This is a genomic window from Microcoleus sp. B13-B6 (assembly GCF_036705405.1).
Classification (GTDB): domain Bacteria; phylum Cyanobacteriota; class Cyanobacteriia; order Cyanobacteriales; family Microcoleaceae; genus Microcoleus.
The window spans coordinates 18131-38364 of record NZ_JAUBUJ010000086.1; the positions used below are offsets into that span (position 1 = coordinate 18131).

Below are 20234 nucleotides of genomic sequence, written 5' to 3' on the forward strand. Positions count from 1 at the left end.
TAATACCCGCAAACAATTTATATAAACCCGCCCCCACACAACCAATAATCTAGATTAACCTTTACTGCGATCGAAATAAGGCTACAATCTGCTAGAAATTAGCTGGTTCGGGCGATAATTCCGATTCCTCAATCTGCGTTGATTCCGAGTCAGCGGGCAACTCAGTATCTGCGACAGTAATTTCTAGTTTAAATCCTAACGCTTCGAGCAATTCTACCAAACTGTAAATTTCCGAACCGCCGCTTTCAGTCAGGATATTATCGAGTTTTTCGTGATGTTCTTTTGCTGAATCAGAAAGAGCATTCATCCTGATTTTAGCCTCAATTACCTTTCTGATGGCATTTCTCAGGAGTGCGGGTTCAGGGTCTTTTTCTTCTAAGATAGCCCCGATAAAACCAGCAGCGTGTTCGGCATCTTTGAGAGATTCAATTAGGGACTCGCGGTAGCTATCGCTGGTAGGCATTTTCATTGAATTTCGCGGGTTGTACTTCTATAATTTTATCGCAGTCGATCGGCAATTTCTCTCGTAAGTGCGATCGACAGTCCATTCAACAAGCAAATCATACTTAAGATAGAGGTATTCCAGCGACAAAATAGTAAACCTTGTTTGAGGAAACAAAGTTTAAATCAAACAGGGCATTGTGAATGAATTTTAAATCGATCGCAAAAACCAATCTACTATTCGGCAGCCTGATAATTAGCCTCGGATTGCAATCACTTCCAGCAGCAGCGCAATCAGTCACCGACGCGCAAGTTTCCGCCCTTGTAGAAGCGCTGCGACAAGCCGCCCCGCCACAAGCCGCAAATGACGGAATGTACAGTCAGTGGCAAGTTTTACCGAACAATATTTCCCGCTGGGCAAAATTCTGTACCAAACAAGATTTAACACCGCAACAATTTGAGGCCGACGCGACAAAAGCCAAATCAATTGTTACCTGTATCGTGGGCGATTTGCTGCGCGACGAATACAAAGCTAGCAGCAACAATGAATTAACCGCTGTACGCCGCGCCGCTTGCTGGTGGATGACAGGTGACTCCGCAGCTTGCAAAAGTGGGGCAACTGCTACTTATGCCGATAAAGTTATCAGCGTTTACCAGAAGCAGCAACCTAAAAAGTAAAGTTTGTGCTGGCGGAATTTAGATTTTTTTGACGGCAGCCCTACATTTTAGGGAATACCTGGACTCGGAGGAGTAACTTAAATACGGGCGCAAATGACCAAGAATTTCTTGATGGTACCCGCCACGTGATTTATCCGTGAATCAATCCAAAATCGAAAATCGAAAATCCTCAAGCCCCCGCATTTATCCGTGGGGTCGCCTCTAAAATCTAAAATCTAAAATCTAAAATCGATTGACGGCTGAAAAATTGCAGCATCGGTGCATTCTCAAGCGTTATTTTGATGCACGGCTCATTGATTGAGTTGAGTTGTCCTTTGATGCACTTTGGTTATATTAGTGGACGTGTTTTGAGATTCTCTGCCTTCTTCTCAATGGCGCGATTGCCGCTAGGTATATATCGATGAGAATCGATTGTTAAAAAGGCTTGATTCCGGCGATTCCGGTATTAGGTTTAAGGCAGCCTATCCGAGGAAAAGGCAAGCTCTGGGTTCGCCTGAGCTGCCTTGATTTCATCTCACTTTCAACTGGTTTGATTCGTAGCGGGATTTGAGCTTTTCATGAGAGATGTTTGGCCTTGAATTGATCAAGTCTGAGTCGAGGCAAAAATTAGCGCGGGGACGGGTCAGCCACAAGCGCTGCTGACCCGTCGCACTCAGTCGGTGCGCGGTTCTAGACTGCGAGGAAATTGGAGGCAGTCAGAGTATTAGTATTCACCCCAGTCAGGACGGCTAAAACTTCACTACCCACACGAATCTCACTGCCGGAGAACGACAATTGACCAAAGGTCAAACCGCCAGTCAGACCGATTTGGTCGCTACCCAACTTGAAGTCAGTAATCGTATCGGTGCCTTCCCCAGGCGCGAAAATAAAGGTGTCCGGACCCAAACCACCTATTAAGAAGTCATTCCCAGTACCGCCGCGCAGTTGATCGGCACCTTTGCCACCATTGAGGATATCGTTACCTGCACCGCCGTTGAGAATATCATCACCGCCAGCACCAATATTGATATCATCTCCTAGCAGCAAGTCATCACCATCACCACCGTTGAGGACATCCACACCAGTGCTACCCACTAAAGTATCATTGCCGGCAAAACCGTTGAGGGTGTCTTGACCATTGCCACCGTTGAGGTAGTCATTCCCGGCGTTACCGTTGAGGACATCATTGCCGTTACCGCTGTTGAGATTGAGTCCCGCAACGGAAGCCACGGCTACCGTCACAGCGCCATTACTGGTGAGACTGCCATCGCTGAGGGTATAGTTAAAGCTGGCATTGCCTGTGAAACTATTGTTGGGGCTAAAGACAATAAAGTCATCGCTAAAGTTGGTGGCAGTGCCATTGTTATTGAGGCTGGCAGTTCCACCGACAGCGCCGCTAATAGCAGTAATCCGCAAATCCGAGGCAGGATTATCTACATCAGTATCATTGGCGATGAGGGTGCTGGTAGCAATAGTCAGAGGTGTATTTTGAGCCGTGGTAAGGCTGTCGGCAGTGGCAACGGGGGCTTGGTTAGTAGGAGTAGCAGGTATTTGTGTACCGTAAACATCATCATTATTAGTTGCTGTTGCCGCATCATTCGCCGCACTGTTGCCGCTGAAGGTAGACGAACCCGTAAAATTGACGAGGCCAAGGGTAGTCGGCATTCCCTGGGTATTACCGTTGGTATTGGTGGTGGACTGCATGATAAAAATCCCCCCACCCAAGCCCTGACCTGGGCTATCCCCCGTGCCACCTGTAGCCGTGTTGTTGGTAAAGCTGGTGTTGTTGAGGGTTAAAGAACCACTGCGGACAAAGATACCACCCCCCAGTCCAGCACCGCCACCGCCACCAAATTGACCGCCGTTGCCGCCGCCGAAGCCTCCCTGTGCGTAGCTGCCGCCGCCTCCATAACCCCCCTTCCCTTGACCATAGAAGCCGTAGCCGCCGCCACCGCCGAAGCCGCCATTAAAACCCCTGTCGCCATAGACACCACCACCTCCTCCTCCACCGAAGCCACCAGGGCCGCTACTAGAGCTTTGATACTGTCCGCCACCGCCGAAGCCGCCGTTGCTGCTGCCACCGTAGTTGCCATTGCCTCCATAGCCGCCATTGTTGTCAGTGCTATCGGCAAACAGTCCGCCGCCGCCGCCGCCGCCACCATTGCCAAATAGTCCGCCGCCGCCTTTACCCAGTCCGCTGACACCGCTACTGCCGCCTTGTGCTGCGTTATTACTGAAGGCGACATTCGTCAAAGAGACATTGCCACCATAGATGAATAAGCCGCCGCCCAGTCCAGCACCACCGCCGCCTTGTCTACTATCTCCGCCTTCGGCCCGTCCATTGGTGATTGTCAAGTCAGCAATATTCACATTTCCCGACAGGATGAACAAGGAGCGCACGTCGCCGCTGTCGTTGATGCCGTTATTATTTGCATCGCCGCTAATACTGTGGTTGTTACCCACAATATTGATATTGCTGTTCACTAGGGTTTTCATTACCCCAGCAATGCGGACATCGTTATTTAGAGTAATCGTGTCATCTCCTGCCAGTTGATTGGCTTGGAGAATTGCCCAACTCAGAGTACCTGCGGTATCGCCAAGACCGTTATCAGTAGTTTGGTTAACGATTAAATTAGACATTGTTTTCTTCCTTTTGTGTCAGTGAAATGAGTTAAACTGTTTTCCCTTGTCGGGGTGGATTTTGCCGAGAGATGGTTTGTTCAACAGAGAGGTTGTCTGCTAAATCCGTCTCTACCAATCAAAAAGGGCGTTGGAGTTAGAATCCGAATGGAAAATTTTTATTCAGGTTTTTAACACTCCTTCTCCTGGTGGTTTTTCGGAATTAATTGTTGCTTCTTTAGGCTGAGCAACAATCAGATTTGCCAAACTATTGCTAGGCGTTGTCCAAAAAGACAAACCATTAAACTGGATAAATAAATCCGGTGGTAAAATCGTTTGGCGTTGTTGCAACTCGACTTTGGAACGGACTTTGTGCAGTCCTTTCAGGTTGAGTCGGTTGTCAAATTCTGGTTCGTCATATTGGACATTTTCAAAATCATGTTGGAACGGCTCTTCTTCTAAGAATTGATAAATTAAGCTCAATACTTTCTCAGGATTTTGGGCTAATAAGTCGTAATCGACTAATAATAGCCGCTCACTATCTTCGCTATAAAAAGCTTCTTTGAGAGCGTTATAAGCAAAGCCTACTAAGCGTCCCCCTTGACTTAATGCTTCAGTGCGGGTGTAGACGGTGGCGCGTTCGGTGGGATTATTAAATAACTGGGAAACATCAAAGGAGTTTTTTCTGACTAGCCGTTCGATGCTGTCCATAATCCAGGCGACATTGCGGACGCAACAAATCACCTTTGCGCCGGGAAATAGTTCTTTAATTAAGGACAATTTGCTGCACCAGAGGCGATTAGTGTCGAAGATGACGGCTTTTTCGGCTTGGGGCTGGTAATAGGCCGAAAAAATACCCGAAATCATCGCTCTTTTTTGTTCTGGGCTGATGAAGACAGAATATTCATTGTCTTCACTCATCGCTTCCAGCATTCGGTTCACCAAACTACCGACAGGGGTACTCATGCTGGCGTGAAAGCGGGGATTTTGCCGTAATAAGGCCGCGAGTAAGGTAGAGCCGGAACGAGGCAGTCCGGAAATAAAATGGATTTTGGGAGACATGGGTTTAGTCTTGGTTATAGATCGAGATCATTAGGATTTCCGACTATTCGCGCACCCGACTCTATGTGCCTGTTGGGTCAGTCCTAATCAAGTTAGCGATCGCGCCAGCCCGGTTTTTGAGTTTTCGGCTTTGGCGGCATAGGAGTAAAGGAGGCGATCGCACATTGGCAGTGGGCGGGTATGGGGATTAAATCCGTAAACCAACCGATGAACTCCCGACACGCACCCGCCCTCACCCAAGTAGCAGTCTCTAAACCGTGACGAAATTGGATGCGGTCAGAGTCGTGTAAATAAAAAAGAGTGTTTGTTGTTTCCGCTGCTGGCTTTTAGCATTCGCTTCACAAAAAAACGAAGTGGAGATGCTCTCCCACCGTAGAAGCAAGGGTTTGGCTCAAGCAAAGCAGCCAGTAAATTTGAGCCTGAATGTAGCAGCCCTGAGCAAATATGGAGTTTTTAACGACTCATCATTAGGATTCTCCTGAGTGTAACTTGCATCTGCCAAAGGGGTGATTTTCCCTGTTAACTATACCCCTCAATATTATCTATTCAGATAGATGTCAGCGGAAAAATTTTTTCTAGCTTAGCAGGGGGATAGACCAGAGTCAACTATTCCCTCCCCTCAGAAGTGTTAAAAATTAATACAAAACTTTACATTTAAAGTCAAGGAACGATCGCATCGTTCCTTGACTTTAAATCCGGTTTACCTGTTCGGGGTTTCGGTGGCGGAAGTAGCGGTTTTAACGAATCGCACTGTTCGTTGCTTAAGTCTCGAAGGGTTGATGAGCGTTAACAGCTTGCGATCGCCTATTTTTTAGGATACAACGAGGCAAGAAAACACGCCCTAGCCTGTGCAGGCTGGTTCATTCGTCCCGCTGCCGGTTTCAATCGGCTATTGAATTATCCATTTTCTGCCTGACTTCTCATCAACTTTTGCACGCTGGCTAAAGCTCGATTTAATTCATAATTTTTTCTTTCTGAATTCTGCAAAAAAGCCTGCTGTTCTTCCTCAATCATTACCACATCCTGCCGCACCAAACCATCTAATAACTTTTGAGCAGCCCCGAAACAACTATCTTTGATAAACCTGCGAAACCAAATCGGCAATTTGTGCAGCCGCCAAAACGCATTTAATGAGGTAAAGTGAATTAAATAAGCGCGAGTTGCTGTCTCGCTAACCGGACAAACCAAGCAGTAAATCTTAAAGTCGCTCCCCAAAGTTGAAACCCAGTGCGGGTAAATATAGCTCACCTCCAGCGGTTCCGGGTGCAGTCGGCGCAAAGACTTAAAAAATAACTGAGAAATTGACCAAATTTTATCTATTTTGTAATAACTTTGTGCCTGATAGCGAGCAGTTACTTGATGCTCGTTTTCTTCTAAAGTATCTAACACCGGATTTGCCCAAGCTTGCCAATCATCGTGCAAGTGTCCGTGGTACATATCCATCAAGTTTTCAATTAAAAATGAATAGTGTGCCTGACAGTCGATGACTGAAACTGTGGCAATATAATTGAGATGTTCCCACTCTGGCAAATCCAGTAAATTAGTTTTTTCTGTTTGGGTTTCGTCGCCGGGAAACAGCCAGATAAAACCGTTTTGTTCCTTGACAGGATAGGAGCGAATTTTGCAGTTAGGTAGCTTTTGATTTTCTGCTAAATAATCGACTTCGGCGCATTCTCCCCTTGCATTTAACCGCCATCCGTGGTAAGCACATTCGATTAAATCGCCTTTAACTTTGCCGTGGCTAAGTTTAACTTGCCGATGCGGACATCTATCTTCTAAAGCGTTGATTTTGCCTGCACTGTCGCGGAAAAGTACGATCGCCCGATTCCAGATTTTCGCAGCTAGCGGCCCAGTTTCCACCTCGCTGCTGCGGGCGATCGCATACCAGCGATCGAGATTAATGCCCAACTCGCGGATGTGAGTTTTTTGTTCCCTTGCAGATACCGATTTTATCGCGTTGTTTTGCATTACAAATGTTCCCAAATTACGCCCATAAAACAACCCAATTTTACAAAATAACAGCCGGGAAAGCAACGACCGTAAATTTTTCTAAATCTCCGTTCTGACAAATACCTATCGCTAGCTAAATGCTTCAACCACCCAGGCGACAATCGAAATTTTAATAATCTTAAAGCATTGCGAAATCCGTAGGTGGAACAGTCGAGTCTAAAATCTCTCGTAGCACCTAATATGTAGCCTATTGTAGCCGGAGTCTCGACTTCCGATATATTATCTATAAAGACGATTTTTCCGCGCGGATTTAACAATTTTTTAATTGCGTCGAGGGCGGCGGGGAGGTTGGGCAGGTGGTGAAAAGTAGCAGCACTAACTATTAAATCAAATTGGCGATCGAGCGCTAATTGACTGGCATCCATTTGGATATATTCGATATTGGGGGCTGAGCGTTTTTGACGGGCTATATCTAGCATTTTTGTTGACAAATCGACGGCGACCACATTCTCGTAATACTGGGCTAATTCAAAAGCAAGAATTCCCGAACCGCAGCCAATATCTAATGCTGCACCTTTGCTGACCGATAGGTTGTTAGTAAAGAAATCGTTCTGGTTTTGCAAGGTGGCGGCGAAATCGTATTCTGTTGCAAAAGCATCAAAAGTTACAGATTTATTGCGAAGTTTGCAGTTACTATTTAGCATTTATTATTGCTTTATACTCATTCAATAATATTTTAACCGCATATCCACCCCGCTTAACGCAGATATTTTTTTTGTTCGCAAGCTCTGCCTTTTCCCCTCAGCGAAACCACCCCCGCAAACCGTAACTCATCTTAAAAAAAGAATCCAACTTTAGGATACCTCCAAACCCTTCTTGAGTCAGTCATTCCTATTCCTTCAAATCTCAAATCTCAAATCTCAACTGGTATGGCTGGGGGCGGGATTCACCGAGGATACCAGCCGATAATTGACGATTTATAAAGCCCGCCCCGCTGCAAACCTTAGATTTTTAACACGCCTTCGGGATTCACCGTCAAGAGCGATCGCCTCTGCAAACCCTCCTGAGATAAAATAGCATTAGCTGCCAACAAACCGCTGCTCACTGCCCTTTCCATTAAACCGCATGGAAATGGCATTTTCACCCAATCTCCCGCAAACAAAAGATTCGGAACAGCGCAGCAAGTTTCTGGTCTTTCCGCATAGCTACCGGGGGGATATCCAGAGAAATTCTTTTGATTTACCAATTCCCGGTGCAGCATATTTGCCTCTTTTAATTCCGGTACAATTTCGTACAATTCTTGCTCAAAAGTAGCCAGCAAAACTTCCTGGTTTGGAAATTCCTTCTCCTTGTAACAATAAGCGTGCAGTTCCACTACACTACCGCCAGTTTTCTGATTCCACTCGATGAACTGATCCTGAATTTTGTGGTAAAGCGTAATGCTGTCAGTCAGTTTGTAGCCGGAAAGCGAACTGAAATTGCTGTGCTCCCAGGGAAATTCGCGATCGAACCAAAAACGACCCACCGCAAACGGATCGGCTATTTTCAAACTCTCGATCCGACTCTGCACCTGGGGATTCACCTCACCGCTTGCCAAACTAAACAAATGGTGCATTCCCGGAACATCTGCCGCCAAAACATAATAATCAGCCTTCAATGTTTCTCCCAAATTTTGCGGCTGCGATGGGTTAACCGCTGCTGCTAACTGTATTTCATCTGCTTTTTCATCGACTACCTTAAATCGAGGCAAATCCCGCTGAGCAGGCCCGCTCACAACCCGCCCTTCGGCATCAAAAACTGCCCCGTGACAAGGACAGTGAAATTGACCGTCATTTTGTTTCTGAACTGTGCAGCCTTGGTGAGTGCAGCTCAGAGAAATTGCCTCTTTTCCCGACGGTGCGGCGGCAAATACGCTGTCCCCAGCGCCGAAATATTCGGTAGAGTTGCTGTCAGTTAACAGCCTGTTTCGCTTCACCCAAAAAGGTATTTTACTTTGCACGTCTCCTGACTGATAACTCAGAGAATTAATCTTGCCGTTTTCCCAGCGTATTTCACTGACTGCGACATCTGTCAATACTTTGCCGCCTTTGCTTTCAATGGCTCTGGCAATAGGCTGCACCAAACTCGTGCCCATATCTTGCCGCGTACCGTTGAATGCCAAACCCTCTGGATTTCCGAAAAAGTAAAAGTGGAAAAATTGCATTAATTCTCCCGCGCTCAATTCGTCTGGAGCGTTGAGGCTGGACTTGGCAAATGGCAGAAAATACAAGTCATAAAGTCCGCGCGGAAATTCACCTTTTACCCAGTCGGCCACTGATATATTGTCGAGGCGATCGAAACTTTTTTGAGTTTGAAAACCGCCGATTTCTCGGAATACTTGCCAGTGAGCGGGTTTTGTAAGATTGATTCCCCACTTGAGCCGATTGGGAGAAGATATCCCCAAGTCAACTATATTCCAGGGGAAAGCTGAATGGTTGGGACGGAAAACTTCGGGTTTGTATTTGCCGTCTCGAAACACAACGGCGTAGGATTCTAAAGATACAAAGTTATCAGTAATTTCTAGTTCTTCAACCACACTTTTGAGGTTGTAGTATTGCGGAAAAAAACCGTGGAAACCGTGTTCCATCATAAAAGTTTCGTTCCCGACTTGTATCGGCCAACTAGCAATTTTGCCGCCGAGTTGGGGCGATTTTTCCAGCAGCGTCACGGCGAAACCCCGCTGACTGAGCTCGTAAGCACAGGCGAGCCCCGCCAAGCCTGCGCCTACAACTGCAACGGTTTTGCGCTGATTCAGCATTCGCGGCAAGTCAAGAGAATCTTGCACAAAAACGGCGGGCTCTGGCTTGGAAAATCGAGAGTAGCCCAGCAGCCCGCCGGCGGCACCGACTCCGAGGAATTTGAGGGCGGTTCTTCGAGAAACTGGTTGGGATAGCGGTGAATTGGTTGATTGACTCATCAGCGGTACGCGGTAACGGGCTTTAAACACAAATACGCCATAAGGCATATATCATAGACCGAAATCAGGATATGTGAAGAAATACTAAGACACATCCCCCAATCGGATCGCGATCCTCTTCGAGGGCTTCGCTAACGCACCGTGCCAAGTTCGATCGCACACAATGTATAGCGGAAGGAAGCAGGCTTCAGTTATCTAGGAGAGAAACCAGAAAAAAGAAGGAAAAAGCGATCGACCGCATAGCGTAAAATCCTCTAAATAATTAAGTGTTTTTATTTATGTTGATCAACTCTTGGCAACCGCCGCCAATGATTCTAAAAAACTAGGAGATTTTCGGCAAAATCTTAGGCCAAAGGCAGTCTCGACGAATTGTAATAAATAACCGCGTAGATATCCGATGCCAAACAATTAATCAGTCGAGCTTTAAGTAAGTTGGCGCGAAAAAACCTAACTATTTTAAAATAAGTAAATACAGAGAATATATCTACTGAGGTAACTCAATATATCGGCGATCGATGCAGGGTATTCCTCACTTAATACCAAGACAAAACTCGATTCAACCTGAGAAGTGCGGATGTGTCGAAAAAATTCAAAGATGCCTGTAGAGGTAATGCCGGTTAAACTCACATCTTGCACCATTCTTAAGAACGGGCAAGATGCCCGTTCCACAAAAGATGAATTTTTTGTGGAACAGGCATCTTGCCTGTTCATAAAAGGATTATTGAGAAGGGTGCAACCTCTCAGTTAAATGTACTTGGCTGCTAGGTAAAAAACAGGACTTACTACGTGAAGAAACCGGGTTTTTGCGTAAGTCCGGCTTATGCAAAACCCCTGCATAATTTACAAAAATTTATATAAATCGCGAATTTCTGGGTGCGGGGACTCTGTTGGTGCTAATATCCACACCCTAGGGTAGATATTTGGGGTTGGTATTGAATGCTAAAATCGTGCGGCGATCGCCAGCACAGTCAATCGATTTTAGATTTTAGATTTTAGATTTTAGATTTTAGATTTTAGATTTTAGAATTGACCCCACGGATAAATACGTTCGGCAAGTTTCATCGGATACAGGTTTTTTATTTCTGGACGGATGAATCACGTGGCGGGTATCCTGGATGCTTTCGGTCAAAATACCCAGCCACATCCAAACTTTTGCCAACTGCTGCCGCCAACGGCGCCCTTAACCGCCCCAAAATCATGCACTACCAATCCCAGCAGCAACGCCAAAAACACACGACTCAGAAAAAAATTAAAAAAGCTATTTTTTACTGTTTGATAGCAATATTTTTCTGCTGGAGCACCGCGAACCTCGCTACAATTGCCCAAAACACAGCCCAGGGCGGGCCGGGCGGGCAAGAAATGAGAAATTTGCTCGATCGGGGCAACCTCACCGAAGCCGTAACCAGAATCGAACAAAACTGGGAAGAAGACTATCAAAAATACTTTGAACAAGACTTTGCAGCCCGTGCGAAAACCGCTGAAGCAATATCAAAAACTCTCTCCCGTCTAGCAGTTCAAACAAAGAAAAAACCAGCTTTAATTTACGCCATCCCGCGCACTGACCAACTAGAATTAATCTTAATATTGCCCGATCGCCCGCCCATTCTCCGCAGCGTCCCCGAAGCCAAACAAGAGAAACTGCTCTCAGTAGTCAAAGAATTCGGCAGCGAAATCACCAACCCAGTAAAACTCAACACCACCAGCTATCTAGCACCAGCCCAACAACTCTACAAATGGATAGTTGCACCCCTAGAAACAGATTTGCAAACAGCAAAAATTGAAACCTTGCTGTTCTGCGTCGGCGCAGGTTTGCGAACCGTACCCCTAGCAGCAATGCACGACGGAAAGCAATTTCTGATCCAAAAATACAGCCTCTCCCGCATCCCCGCCTTCAAACTCACAGACAGCAATTACACCGACCTCAGAAACGTGCAAGTTCTAGCAATGGGAGCATCAGATTTCGCAGAAACGGCGAACAAAGAACCTCTGCCAGCAGTTCCGTTAGAACTAGGTGCGATCGCCCGACAGTGGCCCGGTCAATCCTTTCTCAACCAAGACTTCACCATAGTAAACTTGCAATCCCAGCGACTGCAACAAAAATACGGAATCATCCACCTCGCCACCCACGCCGAATTCCGCCCTGGAACCCCAAATAATTCCTACATTCAATTTTGGGACACCCAACTCGGTCTCGATCAAATGAGAGATTTAAAATGGAACAATCCGCCCCTCGAACTATTAGTATTAAGCGCCTGTAGAACCGCCTTGGGAGACAAAGAAGCAGAACTAGGATTTGCAGGTTTAGCGCTGCAATCGGGAGCAAAATCAGCCCTCGCCAGCCTGTGGTACGTCAGCGATGCGGGGACTCTCGCCTTGATGACAGAGTTTTACCAGCAGTTAAAAATCAGCAGGCCAAACGACCCTCCAATCATTAAAGCTGAAGCAATGCGGCAAGCACAAATCGCTGCGATCGAAGGCAAAGTGACGATCGAAGGCGGTCAACTGCGAAGTGCGCGAGGCGACATTCCCTTGCCCCCCTCCATCCCCAAACTCGACAGCAAAGATTTATCCCATCCTTACTACTGGGCAGCTTTCAGCATTATCGGCAGTCCTTGGTAAGTTATATCAATTCCGGCGGCTGCGCCGGAATGATCAGCGAGGACACGGCAGTGCCGTTTCCCTACGCCAGATTTATTGTAGGGACTTAGGCACTCGCCGTATCCTGATTTCGGGTGATATTAATTCCGATGCAACCGGAATTGATATAAGTCCCGACTTAGATGCGCCTGGACTTATCGCCTATGAGGCCCGCCCAATTTCGACTAGGCTTTGCGCGACGATCGGCGAATCAGGACACTTATCACTTGTCCCGGCTGTGCGCCTCGCTGTGGCGGACTCCAATCGCCAACAGCCGCAAATCCCAGCCGATATAAGGTGTGGATGGTTTCTAACACGGCCTTGCGGGAACCTAAAACCGTGATTTGCACGACTTCTTGTTCGGATGCTGCTGAGTCGGAATTTGGACGCTCGGACAAGTTATCGTCAGGCAAGAATTCCTGTGACATAATATGGTCTCCTGGTTTTTGGTTTTTTTCTAGAAAAACCCAAAAACCCAGCCGCCCCGCACGGTAACGCAAGCAGGGCGGCTACAGAGAATGCTACGATTCTCAACTAGCCTCCATACTGGTGTACTCAGTTTGGCGGTTAGCTGTCCATTGCTGCTGGTAACAGCTTTGGGCAGTGCAACTAGATTTTCGGGCGACGCGGGCTGCTTCCTCTGCAAGCAAAGCAACCTTAATTTCACAGCGTAGCCGCTTTGGGGGGCAGCCGTCAATCGATATGAGATTTTTGATGTGAGATGCTACCAGATGTTTGGTAAGTTGATCGCTGACAGGGAGACGATCGCACTGCGCGATAATTGTACGTAATATCCGTAGGGAAACGACGTTGCCTTGTCCGGTGCAAGGCTGTACCGACGATCGCAAGGAAGACTTTACGGGAGCGCGCAAGCAGGGCTCTTGACCGAGACAGATGATAGGCTATACAACATAAAGTAATTTAATATCTGTAGCTGTCGCTCAATAAACCACCAACTTGCGATCGAGCGGGAGCCTTCAAGGGGAAACAACAATGAAAAAATTAGAATTTTTGCTACAGAAAGAAGGCGATCGCGCCTGGTTGCCCCTAGAAACCTCCGACGTGGAAATTCTAGAAGGTAAATACCGCGTGGTTGCTCGCATTCAGCACCCCAACACCGACATCGAAATTCGCGTTACCCATACCTCCTTCGACCAAGGGGCGCAGCGGAAAGTCCAAAGCCGATCGGCCCGCACCAACCCCGAAGGATTAGTCGTGATCATTCCCTACACCAGGCTCAAACCCGGACTGTGGGAACTCTCCTGCTTGCCAGATCCCAAATCAACACCACTAAAACCTTGGCAGTACGGCGTTCAGTTGGAAGTATTGCCCGCAGAATCGGAAACCTCCGAACCCCTACCGCCGATCGACCAAATCGAACCTGCTGCTTCCACCGTAGCCCCACAAATTGCAGCACCGGTCGATCCCCCAGCCCCACAAATCGCAGCATCGGTCGATCGCCCCGCACCTACCCAAATCCCAGCAGCCGATTCAGCACCCCAGCAGACCAAAATCTACCAATTTCCTATTCCCCAAACCCCCGAACCAAAACCGGGCGTCCAACTCGAACTCCTCCTCGATCGAGAAACCTTCGTCACCCAACTCGGTCGCCCCTTAATCATTTCCGGCAAAATCGACATTCCCCAACACCCCCAACAAAGCAGAAAAACAGCAACTCTCATCCCCGAATCCGAAGCGCTAGAACTCAAACAACTCATCGGTTCAGCACAACTGCAAATTTACCTGCGTGACCCCCAAACCTCAAAAATTCTCGCAGAAATCCAGCAGCCGATGCCAGAACAAGTTCCCCCCTGCATCTTTGCTTGCGTCACCTACATCCCAACCGAGTGCAAAAGCCGACTCATTTTAGGAGAAGCAATTCTCAGCAGCGGCGGCGTCACCCTAGCCACCAAACTATTCACAATTACAGCCCGTTTAGAGCACCTTCTAGAGGAAATTAAAGACAATTTCCTCGAAGAAAAGCATCAAGCCGAACCCTCCCCAACAGCCTCAAAACAGCCTGGAAGCGCCAAAAATCTATCCTTCCTCAAGCTAGTAGAAAAATCATTAGACCCTCCCTCCCCCGCCGAAGTCCCAAGCAAGGAAGCCCTACCCCCTCTACTGGCTTCGCGTCAAACCCCAAGTGTAGGCGGTCTAGAATTGCCCGCATTCGGTAACAAACTGCCCGACAGCAGCCGATCGCAATTGCTCTCGGAAATCTCCGATTCGCCTCGAACTGCCCCAGACTCGCTCGACCCACAAACCAAACCCTCCGACATCCCAAATCCCACTCAAACAGCCGAAATCGGAGCGATCGACCAAAAACCCGAAAACAGCCCTGAATTAAAAACAACAGCCCCAGAAACCCCGCCAGCACCCACAAAACAGGCATTTCAAACCTTAAACGTCCAAAATAGATTTTGGTCGCGACTGAGTTCCCTAGCCAGCAACGGCGAATCCCCCGACTGGCTGAAAGCAACCACCCTGTCACCAACTCCAACAGCCGCCGCCAATAGCAGCGACGAAATTGCCGTTGTGGAAGAAAGCAGCGCAACCCAGCAGCAACCCGAAACCAGCGAAACAATTTCCGATCCCAAATCTACTAGCCCGGAAGCCAGAGAATTTGTGGTTTTTGACGAGCCCCCGCAGCCGAAACAAGTTGCTCAAAAAACCGCAACTGTCGTCGCAGAAGTAACTCCCCCAACTCCCTACGTTTTGCCAGAAGACGAGTTAGTACCGATGCCCATTTTGGAATTGCCACGCGCCGAAATTATCGCGGGCCAGGCTGTAAAAGTGCAAGTGCAACTCCCGGAATTAATGCCCCGGATTTATGTGAAAGTTTGGGTGTACGATCGGCAAACCTACCTGATTCTCGACGGGCCGCGCTGGATTACCGAATTTAAAGCTAACGGGTTTGGAAATGTTAGAGCAAGTGTCGAGTTAGAGATTCCCTACGGCTGCATGGAAGTCGAATTTGAGGCGATCGCCGTCGAAATGCAAACTCAGCGGGAAAGCCACAAAATAAGCGTTCACCGCCAAGTTTTACCGCCAGCCGGGCCAACTTTACCCCTCGAAGGGTAAGCCCAAATCCGCGTGCATCCCCGTTCATCCGCTAACATCTGCGGTTAAAAAATCCGGCGTTGCTGAATCAAGGTATGAATGCTCCAGGAATGGGAATATCGTGAAATTTCAAGTAATGTATTAATAACTTAATAGAATGCTTGAGCATTTTCTCACATTTAGAATAACAAAGAGTCTTGCGATGTAGTCTGGCTATCCGGATGTCTTAGTCTTGTATTTTCCCCTTCTAAGGAGTGTCATATAAGTCTTACTGATAATGTGATCCCATCAGGAATAAACATGGGATATACAGACCATCCATCAGTTACAGAAAAGTAGCATTTCTATGCACTTACTTTGTCCCATAATGGTTCAAATGTCTTAGCACACACGATCCCCTAATACCCATCCTAAAATTCCTGGTTGAAAGTGGTCAACCGCTGTCCACAACCAGATTTTGTTTGTTTTTTTTTACATAAGTTTGTAATTCATCGAGTTCACCAACTTCTGGAATTACTTCAGGGTCATAAACATCTGGTAACAGTTTTCCGACTGGTTTTACCCAATTTATTACGCCCGGTATGATGAACTCCCTTAACTCGTTCTATCGCCCGTAAACCCATACCATTGACGTACATTTTTAGGCAATCACGTTTGATGCTCTCGCTATAACCAAGGGTGGGGTTCATACTGATTAATGAATTGACGACAACATTGGACACAAATGTGATTCGGTTTTCCTTTCTTCTTGCCGTTTTTACGGATATGGGTTGATTTACATTCTGGGCATTGCATAAATTATTCCTCCTATTCATACTCTAACTCAGCAACGCCGAAAATACTTTTTGACTCCCGGAATGTTAAATAAAAATTCCGTGAGATCCGCATCCGAGGAATCGTTACAAGGCTGGTCAATAATAAAGTCGAAGTCTTGAGAATTAGCAAATTTGAGAACATCTCGCCAAACAATTCTATCTGCATCCATCACGAGAAAATTTTGCCAAGGACTTTCCCAAAAGGGAATCATATGACTTTTTCCCCAACCAAAGCTTCTTTTTCTCAGAAGTGGCTCAGAGACGCTATCGTGATTAATGACGCGCACTCCGTAAGCTTTTTCTAGGGGAGTCACGGAAAACGTACCGTCAATCAACAGGCAGATGGGAACATCTCCCAGGAAATATCGGATGCTAGCACAGCAACCCTTTGCAAACAAATAATCTTGGTCGCAGCAAGCAATAATAACCCCAAAATCTTCCGTAAACCGTCACTATTTTACTAACTTGCCTAGCCACAGCGTTTCGGTTTTTTGTTCTGAAAGCAGCTCGATTTTCAACTTTTGCATTTTAGCCAGCAGCTTAGCACTAAACTTCTGCGATCGCCCGTAGACAAAAACATCGCTAAAACCCCTAGGAATATTGGGTATAGTTGGTCTGTCAAACAACTGAGCTCGACGGCGCGCTTCCGGGTCAAGCAACACCAACTGCAGCCGCACTCAAACAACAAAAAAGTTGTGTTAAAATAGCGGGAAATTAAACCCGCCGACGGGCAGTCTCAAAAATGGCGATCGCCCTGGCAAGTCCCGACGGCAGCGGGCATCAAAAAACCAAAATGGGTCAAGCCTGAACTTGGGTTTCGATCGGGTCAATCTACCAGCCTTGAGGTCTCAGTTCCCCACTCATGGCGTGAAAATAGCCCCTGCCGGGTCGCGAGGTTTAAAGTTAGGTTAAAAAGCTTGACATTATAGGATATAAAGCTGTATAAGGGATGCGACACGCAGCCACAATCCTACCTATAACTGTCTGTTAAGTCTGGCGTAACCGAGAACTCTGGGCAGTTGTCAGTTAGAGGCAGATTGTGGTCGAACCCCTAGAACCAGTTGTCGCTCGCCCCCAGAGCAACTCAAGCAAGTCGGGCGATCGAGAGCAATTGCTAGGATGATATTTTCCTAGACTTTTAGGTAATACTCATAACAATTGGTGTAGACTGAAGTAGCCTGCATAAAACCATCAGTAATGATGACTTGGACTTTCTCTCACTTCTCTCAAGCTTTCGCTTGAGAGCATCTCTGTAATCCTTGCGGTTCGAGGTTGGTCAAAACCAGTGAAGAATACACCTCCAAAATTTGTGCAAAATACGGTGAGAGCCGTAAAAGTTAGGTGGCTCTAAAATTTTTCACTGCCCCAACTGTGGTTAGAAAACACCCAGTTTGAGTAGCGCTTTAGGGATTTTCCTTAAAGCTTTGTGAGATACCACCATGCTCTGGGACTTGTCTGATGAGTGTGCTATATTCGGATTCTCTCAGGTTGTCGGAGATTGTCTGGATTAAAAGTATCAGATGAAATTAGCAGGTGATGGTATAATCAACCGTAATGTAATGTGGGCTTGACCTGAATTGATGCCTGGGCGGTACAAGGGCCCAGCCCGCTACGTTCAAGCAGAAGTAGACACGCCTACTGTGAATCAACGGTGAATCAACGGTGAATCAACGGTGAATCAACAGTTATGGATAGGTTCTATTTTGGCAGTTATTGTCAACAGGCAAGCAACCACAAAAATTAGCAGTTGGGAATTGCTGCTCGTCGAGTTGAATAGAGTGTGAAGGTGTGAGGAAAATGAACAGAACTTTTTGGAATTTACTGCTAGTATCCCCGGCAATTCTGGGGCTATCATCAGTCATGAGTGCCACTGCGATCGCCGCAGAAGTGACCGCAACCGCTGAAGCCAACCAGGTAGCTACAGCTCAGTCATCTGAGTCAAAAATTGCAGAAATAGTTGGAGAAATAGTTGCAGAACCAGTTGCAGCAGCCCCTGCTGCCCCAGAAAAGCTGGCTTTAAACAGCAGCGTCGAAGCGGCCCAAACCCCGCTCGTCAACGAAGCAGACGCTGAAAAACTCGCCTTAATCGAACCACAAACCAGCGAAGCAGCACTGCAAACAACACTGCAAACAACAGGGAGCGACATCGAGTTAGCAGCCCCAATCGCTCCGGCCAGCGCGGCAGCAGCGACTGAACCCCTAGCAGCAGCAGGCACAGCCGAACCGGCTCCCCAAGCATCAGACTTGGCAGTGCAAAGCAGCCAGACAGAAGTTGCGGGGAAAATTGAAGTGCCAGCAGTAGCCAGCACCCCAGCTACTACCCCAGCTACTACCCCAGCTACTAAGGTAGAAATTGCTCAGACACCAGCCGCCGGAATGGGCGGTCCGATCGTCCCTGTCGCTCCCCAAGCGCTGCCGGCCCAACAGTCGGGAACCATGTCCCAGGTGACATCAGTCTCTCAGCTCTCCGACGTGCGCCCGACAGATTGGGCATTCCAAGCCCTGCAATCCCTAGTCGAACGCTACAGTTGTATCGTAGGTTATCCCGACGGCACCTACCGCGGCAACCGCGCCCTGACTCGCTACGAATTTGCAGCCGGCGTCAACGCTTGCTTAGACAACATAACCAAACTAATTGGGTCAACAGGTAACTTGGTTACCCGAGACGACTTAGCCATCCTGCAACGCCTGCAAGAAGAATTTGCAGCCGAACTCGCTACCCTGCGCGGACGAGTAGACGGCCTAGAAGCTCGCACCGCAGAACTCGAAGCCAACCAGTTCTCCACCACAACCAAATTGGCTGGAGAAGCCATTTTTGCCGTCAGCGACACCTTCGGAGATGGTGTCGGCCTTCACGACGACAAAACCTCTACCAACTTCGGCTACCGGGTGCGGTTGAACTTCAACACCAGCTTCACCGGTCGAGACTTACTCAGAACCCGCTTGCAAGCAGTCAACACCGCCCGCTACGATAGAGCCACGGCTACTGGTACCAACATGGCTCGCTTGGCCTTTGACGGCGATGATGGCAGCCAATTCACACTAGACGAAGTGTACTATCGGTTCCCGATGGGTGCCGCTACAGTCTTTGTCGGTCCTAAAGGACTTGACCTAGATGAAATTGCAGACCAAGCTTCTACCTTTGGTAACTCTACGAGTTCGGGTTCACTTTCCAGATTTGGAGTACGCAACCCGGCAGTATTCCGCGGCCCGCAGGGAGCAGGCGCAAGTGTGACTTTCAACTTGGGCAGCTTCCGAGCTACTGCGGGCTATCTCGCTGGCGACAGCGACGCTCCCAACCCCGCAAACGGCAGGGGCGTTTTCAACGGTTCTTTCAGCGCTCTGGGTCAGATAGGCTTTTTTAGCAGACCGTTTGACTTGGGCTTGACTTACACCCGGAAATACAATCGGGCAGGCGATGTTAACCTCATGGGCGGCGTCGGCAGTGCCTTGGCTAACCAGCCATTCGATCGACCAGCCACTGCTACCGAGCCCAGATTTCAACCACCCACTGCATCAGATAACTTTGGCGTGCAAGTTAACTTCAAACCCAGCAGTCGCTTTCAGATTGGCGGTTGGTACGGTTATACCAAGGCTGAACAACTGCGGGGTGGCAAGAATGACGCTACCATCCAGAATGGTGCTATCACTGTGGCCCTGGGAGATTTTGCCCGACAAGGCAACGTCCTCGGCTTCGTCTTCGGTGTACCGCCAAAAGTTACCGAGAGTGATGTCGCCAGAAACCGCAACACCTCTTATCACTTAGAGGGTTTCTATCGCTTCCAAGTCAATGACTTTATTTCGGTGACACCGGGCGTTTACGTGATTCTGAATCCCGAACACAACAACAGAAACGAGGATATCTGGGTCGGACTCCTCCGTACAACCTTTAGTTTCTAAGGTTTCCAGACATCTAGTTACAGCTAAAAGCGGCAGGCGACTGCCGCTTTTATTTAGGGCTTGCTGAATAATCGATCGCAAACTAAGAACAGGAGTGATCGATATATTCAAGCAGAGTTATATATAAGTTTTTTCGG

16 protein-coding genes and 1 pseudogene are annotated in these 20234 nt (G+C 47.8%); 4 read left to right on the plus strand and 13 right to left on the minus strand.

Going from position 1 to position 20234, the window contains the following annotated elements:
- Positions 1 to 91: 91 nt before the first annotated feature.
- Complete coding sequence (locus QUB35_RS29055; RefSeq protein ID WP_333145108.1) at positions 92 to 469, minus strand: transcriptional regulator; 378 nt, start codon at positions 467 to 469, stop codon at positions 92 to 94.
- Positions 470 to 645: 176 nt separating this feature from the next.
- Between QUB35_RS29055 and QUB35_RS29060 the strand changes: the two genes are divergently transcribed.
- Positions 646 to 1119 (plus strand): hypothetical protein, encoded by a 474-nt coding sequence (locus QUB35_RS29060; RefSeq protein WP_333145109.1) that lies wholly within the window; start codon positions 646 to 648, stop codon positions 1117 to 1119.
- A gap of 669 nt (positions 1120 to 1788) precedes the next feature.
- Here the strand turns inward: QUB35_RS29060 and QUB35_RS29065 are convergent.
- The 7 genes from QUB35_RS29065 to QUB35_RS29095 form a co-directional block, all read right to left on the minus strand.
- A complete protein-coding gene (locus tag QUB35_RS29065; RefSeq protein WP_333145110.1) occupies positions 1789 to 3738 on the minus strand; it encodes an Ig-like domain-containing protein in 1950 nt (649 codons plus the stop codon).
- Between the two features lie 162 nt (positions 3739 to 3900).
- Positions 3901 to 4779, minus strand: a complete 879-nt coding sequence (locus tag QUB35_RS29070; RefSeq protein ID WP_333145111.1) for a sulfotransferase — start codon at positions 4777 to 4779, stop codon at positions 3901 to 3903.
- A gap of 87 nt (positions 4780 to 4866) precedes the next feature.
- A complete protein-coding gene (locus tag QUB35_RS29075; RefSeq protein WP_333145112.1) occupies positions 4867 to 5001 on the minus strand; it encodes a hypothetical protein in 135 nt (44 codons plus the stop codon).
- A gap of 675 nt (positions 5002 to 5676) precedes the next feature.
- Positions 5677 to 6747 (minus strand): aromatic ring-hydroxylating dioxygenase subunit alpha, encoded by a 1071-nt coding sequence (locus tag QUB35_RS29080; RefSeq protein ID WP_333145113.1) that lies wholly within the window; start codon positions 6745 to 6747, stop codon positions 5677 to 5679.
- Complete coding sequence (locus QUB35_RS29085) at positions 6747 to 7433, minus strand: class I SAM-dependent methyltransferase (RefSeq protein ID WP_333145115.1); 687 nt, start codon at positions 7431 to 7433, stop codon at positions 6747 to 6749. Before QUB35_RS29085 ends, QUB35_RS29080 begins: the two co-directional genes overlap by 1 nt.
- A gap of 299 nt (positions 7434 to 7732) precedes the next feature.
- The gene (locus QUB35_RS29090; protein WP_333145128.1) at positions 7733 to 9685 is read right to left on the minus strand and encodes an FAD-dependent oxidoreductase; all 1953 of its coding nucleotides are present in this window, start codon (positions 9683 to 9685) and stop codon (positions 7733 to 7735) included.
- A gap of 456 nt (positions 9686 to 10141) precedes the next feature.
- Positions 10142 to 10396, minus strand: a complete 255-nt coding sequence (locus QUB35_RS29095; protein ID WP_333145116.1) for a hypothetical protein — start codon at positions 10394 to 10396, stop codon at positions 10142 to 10144.
- Between the two features lie 486 nt (positions 10397 to 10882).
- On the opposite strand from QUB35_RS29095, the gene QUB35_RS29100 reads away from it, so the two are divergent.
- Positions 10883 to 12304, plus strand: a complete 1422-nt coding sequence (locus QUB35_RS29100; protein ID WP_333145117.1) for a CHAT domain-containing protein — start codon at positions 10883 to 10885, stop codon at positions 12302 to 12304.
- 203 nt (positions 12305 to 12507) lie between these two features.
- Here QUB35_RS29100 and QUB35_RS29105 read toward each other — a convergent pair whose 3' ends face one another.
- Both QUB35_RS29105 and QUB35_RS29110 read right to left on the minus strand, forming a co-directional pair.
- On the minus strand, positions 12508 to 12750 hold the full coding sequence (locus QUB35_RS29105) for a hypothetical protein (RefSeq protein ID WP_333145118.1): 243 nt from the start codon (positions 12748 to 12750) through the stop codon (positions 12508 to 12510).
- A 102-nt stretch (positions 12751 to 12852) separates the two neighbouring features.
- The gene (locus QUB35_RS29110; RefSeq protein WP_333145119.1) at positions 12853 to 13194 is read right to left on the minus strand and encodes a hypothetical protein; all 342 of its coding nucleotides are present in this window, start codon (positions 13192 to 13194) and stop codon (positions 12853 to 12855) included.
- Positions 13195 to 13315: 121 nt separating this feature from the next.
- On the opposite strand from QUB35_RS29110, the gene QUB35_RS29115 reads away from it, so the two are divergent.
- Entirely contained in the window at positions 13316 to 15403 is a 2088-nt protein-coding gene (locus tag QUB35_RS29115; protein WP_333145121.1) for a hypothetical protein, read from the plus strand.
- Positions 15404 to 15470: 67 nt separating this feature from the next.
- Here the strand turns inward: QUB35_RS29115 and QUB35_RS29120 are convergent.
- The 3 genes and pseudogenes from QUB35_RS29120 to QUB35_RS29130 all read right to left on the minus strand — a co-directional run bounded on the left by QUB35_RS29120 (position 15471) and on the right by QUB35_RS29130 (position 16874).
- Positions 15471 to 16177: pseudogene (locus QUB35_RS29120) on the minus strand (IS1 family transposase).
- 28 nt (positions 16178 to 16205) lie between these two features.
- Positions 16206 to 16595 carry a hypothetical protein gene (locus tag QUB35_RS29125; protein WP_333145122.1) on the minus strand — a complete coding sequence of 130 codons (390 nt, stop codon included), beginning with the start codon at positions 16593 to 16595 and terminating at the stop codon, positions 16206 to 16208.
- Between the two features lie 54 nt (positions 16596 to 16649).
- Positions 16650 to 16874 carry a hypothetical protein gene (locus QUB35_RS29130; protein WP_333145123.1) on the minus strand — a complete coding sequence of 75 codons (225 nt, stop codon included), beginning with the start codon at positions 16872 to 16874 and terminating at the stop codon, positions 16650 to 16652.
- A gap of 1120 nt (positions 16875 to 17994) precedes the next feature.
- Between QUB35_RS29130 and QUB35_RS29135 the strand changes: the two genes are divergently transcribed.
- Positions 17995 to 20097 (plus strand): iron uptake porin, encoded by a 2103-nt coding sequence (locus tag QUB35_RS29135; RefSeq protein WP_333145125.1) that lies wholly within the window; start codon positions 17995 to 17997, stop codon positions 20095 to 20097.
- Positions 20098 to 20234: the final 137 nt, after the last annotated feature.